Here is a 3,047-nt window from a genome sequence, read left to right on the forward strand (position 1 = left end):
TGTTCTTTGAAAACTAGATAACAGAAGTAATTCACATTCAATTAGTAATGCAAGATATCACGTAGTGATTCTTTTTAACGGTTAAGTTAGAAAGGGCGCACGGTGGATGCCTTGGCACTAGGAGCCGATGAAGGACGGGACGAACACCGATATGCTTCGGGGAGCTGTAAGCAAGCTTTGATCCGGAGATTTCCGAATGGGGAAACCCACCACTCGTAATGGAGTGGTATCCATATCTGAATACATAGGATATGAGAAGGCAGACCCGGGGAACTGAAACATCTAAGTACCCGGAGGAAGAGAAAGCAAATGCGATTCCCTGAGTAGCGGCGAGCGAAACGGGACCAGCCCAAACCAAGAGGCTTGCCTCTTGGGGTTGTAGGACACTCTGTACGGAGTTACAAAGGAACGAGGTAGATGAAGAGGTCTGGAAAGGCCCGCCATAGGAGGTAACAGCCCTGTAGTCAAAACTTCGTTCTCTCCTGAGTGGATCCTGAGTACGGCGGAACACGTGAAATTCCGTCGGAATCCGGGAGGACCATCTCCCAAGGCTAAATACTCCCTAGTGACCGATAGTGAACCAGTACCGTGAGGGAAAGGTGAAAAGCACCCCGGAAGGGGAGTGAAAGAGATCCTGAAACCGTGTGCCTACAAGTAGTCAGAGCCCGTTAACGGGTGATGGCGTGCCTTTTGTAGAATGAACCGGCGAGTTACGATCCCGTGCAAGGTTAAGCAGAAGATGCGGAGCCGCAGCGAAAGCGAGTCTGAATAGGGCGAATTGAGTACGTGGTCGTAGACCCGAAACCAGGTGATCTACCCATGTCCAGGGTGAAGTTCAGGTAACACTGAATGGAGGCCCGAACCCACGCACGTTGAAAAGTGCGGGGATGAGGTGTGGGTAGGGGTGAAATGCCAATCGAACCTGGAGATAGCTGGTTCTCTCCGAAATAGCTTTAGGGCTAGCCTCAAGGTAAGAGTCTCGGAGGTAGAGCACTGATTGGACTAGGGGCCCCTACCGGGTTACCGAATTCAGTCAAACTCCGAATGCCGATGACTTATCCTTGGGAGTCAGACTGCGAGTGATAAGATCCGTAGTCGAAAGGGAAACAGCCCAGACCGCCAGCTAAGGTCCCAAAGTATACGTTAAGTGGAAAAGGATGTGGAGTTGCTTAGACAACCAGGATGTTGGCTTAGAAGCAGCCACCATTTAAAGAGTGCGTAATAGCTCACTGGTCGAGTGACTCTGCGCCGAAAATGTACCGGGGCTAAACGTATCACCGAAGCTGCGGACTGTTCTTCGAACAGTGGTAGGAGAGCGTTCTAAGGGCTGTGAAGCAAGACCGGAAGGACTTGTGGAGCGCTTAGAAGTGAGAATGCCGGTATGAGTAGCGAAAGAGGGGTGAGAATCCCCTCCACCGAATGCCTAAGGTTTCCTGAGGAAGGCTCGTCCGCTCAGGGTTAGTCGGGACCTAAGCCGAGGCCGAAAGGCGTAGGCGATGGATAACAGGTTGATATTCCTGTACCACCTCCTCACCATTTGAGCAATGGGGGGACGCAGGAGGATAGGGTAAGCGCGGTATTGGATATCCGCGTCCAAGCAGTTAGGCTGGGAAATAGGCAAATCCGTTTCCCGTGAAGGCTGAGCTGTGATGGCGAGCGAATTATAGTAGCGAAGTTCCTGATTCCACACTGCCAAGAAAAGCCTCTAGCGAGGTGAGAGGTGCCCGTACCGCAAACCGACACAGGTAGGCGAGGAGAGAATCCTAAGGTGATCGAGAGAACTCTCGTTAAGGAACTCGGCAAAATGACCCCGTAACTTCGGGAGAAGGGGTGCTCTGTTAGGGTGCAAGCCCGAGAGAGCCGCAGTGAATAGGCCCAGGCGACTGTTTAGCAAAAACACAGGTCTCTGCGAAGCCGTAAGGCGAAGTATAGGGGCTGACGCCTGCCCGGTGCTGGAAGGTTAAGAGGAGCGCTTAGCGTAAGCGAAGGTGCGAATTGAAGCCCCAGTAAACGGCGGCCGTAACTATAACGGTCCTAAGGTAGCGAAATTCCTTGTCGGGTAAGTTCCGACCCGCACGAAAGGCGCAACGATCTGGGCACTGTCTCAACGAGAGACTCGGTGAAATTATAGTACCTGTGAAGATGCAGGTTACCCGCGACAGGACGGAAAGACCCCGTGGAGCTTTACTGCAGCCTGATATTGAATGTTGGTACAGCTTGTACAGGATAGGTAGGAGCCTTGGAAACCGGAGCGCCAGCTTCGGTGGAGGCATCGGTGGGATACTACCCTGGCTGTATTGACCTTCTAACCCGCCGCCCTTATCGGGCGGGGAGACAGTGTCAGGTGGGCAGTTTGACTGGGGCGGTCGCCTCCTAAAAGGTAACGGAGGCGCCCAAAGGTTCCCTCAGAATGGTTGGAAATCATTCGCAGAGTGTAAAGGCACAAGGGAGCTTGACTGCGAGACCTACAAGTCGAGCAGGGACGAAAGTCGGGCTTAGTGATCCGGTGGTTCCGCATGGAAGGGCCATCGCTCAACGGATAAAAGCTACCCCGGGGATAACAGGCTTATCTCCCCCAAGAGTCCACATCGACGGGGAGGTTTGGCACCTCGATGTCGGCTCATCGCATCCTGGGGCTGTAGTCGGTCCCAAGGGTTGGGCTGTTCGCCCATTAAAGCGGTACGCGAGCTGGGTTCAGAACGTCGTGAGACAGTTCGGTCCCTATCCGTCGCGGGCGCAGGAAATTTGAGAGGAGCTGTCCTTAGTACGAGAGGACCGGGATGGACGCACCGCTGGTGTACCAGTTGTTCTGCCAAGGGCATCGCTGGGTAGCTATGTGCGGACGGGATAAGTGCTGAAAGCATCTAAGCATGAAGCCCCCCTCAAGATGAGATTTCCCATTCCGCAAGGAAGTAAGATCCCTGAAAGATGATCAGGTTGATAGGTCTGAGGTGGAAGTGTGGCGACACATGGAGCTGACAGATACTAATCGATCGAGGACTTAACCAATTTGAATGTATGCTTACTGTTATCTAGTTTTGAGAGAA

1 rRNA gene is annotated in these 3,047 nt (G+C 52.9%); it reads left to right on the forward strand.

The features are described 5' to 3' along the window. Positions 1-79: 79 nt before the first annotated feature. Positions 80-3,009: ribosomal RNA gene (locus G9F50_RS20200) — 23S ribosomal RNA — on the forward strand. Positions 3,010-3,047: the final 38 nt, after the last annotated feature.

This window comes from Bacillus sp. EKM206B (genome assembly GCF_011066015.1).
In the GTDB taxonomy this organism is placed as follows: domain Bacteria; phylum Bacillota; class Bacilli; order Bacillales; family Bacillaceae; genus Bacillus; species Bacillus velezensis.